Source organism: Lacinutrix chionoecetis, assembly GCF_053604665.1.
Map to the genome: position 1 here is coordinate 1 of NZ_JBSHNQ010000025.1, position 239 is coordinate 239.

At 47.3% G+C, this 239-nt stretch carries 1 protein-coding gene; it reads right to left on the reverse strand.

Annotated elements, in window-relative coordinates:
* Positions 1-239, reverse strand: a 239-nt coding sequence (locus ACVC43_RS00130; protein ID WP_452222544.1) for a hypothetical protein, incomplete at both ends; no start/stop codon positions are given.

Below are 239 nucleotides of genomic sequence, written 5' to 3' on the forward strand. Positions count from 1 at the left end.
TTTTGCGCATCGGCTGGTGTTTCGTGATAGGTAACGGTAAGTCCTGGTGCGCCTCCTGTAATTTGTGCATCGGCATCGGTAAGGGTAAAGACACCAAAGCCATCACTGTCTGGATCGCAATATTCTAAAGCGGTTGGTGTAAAAATTACTGGTGCCTGCTCAACTACCAGGTCTAATGTGATTGTATTGTAACAGCTGGTGTTGGTATTGAGCACACCTGCCACTATGGTTTGCGGGTT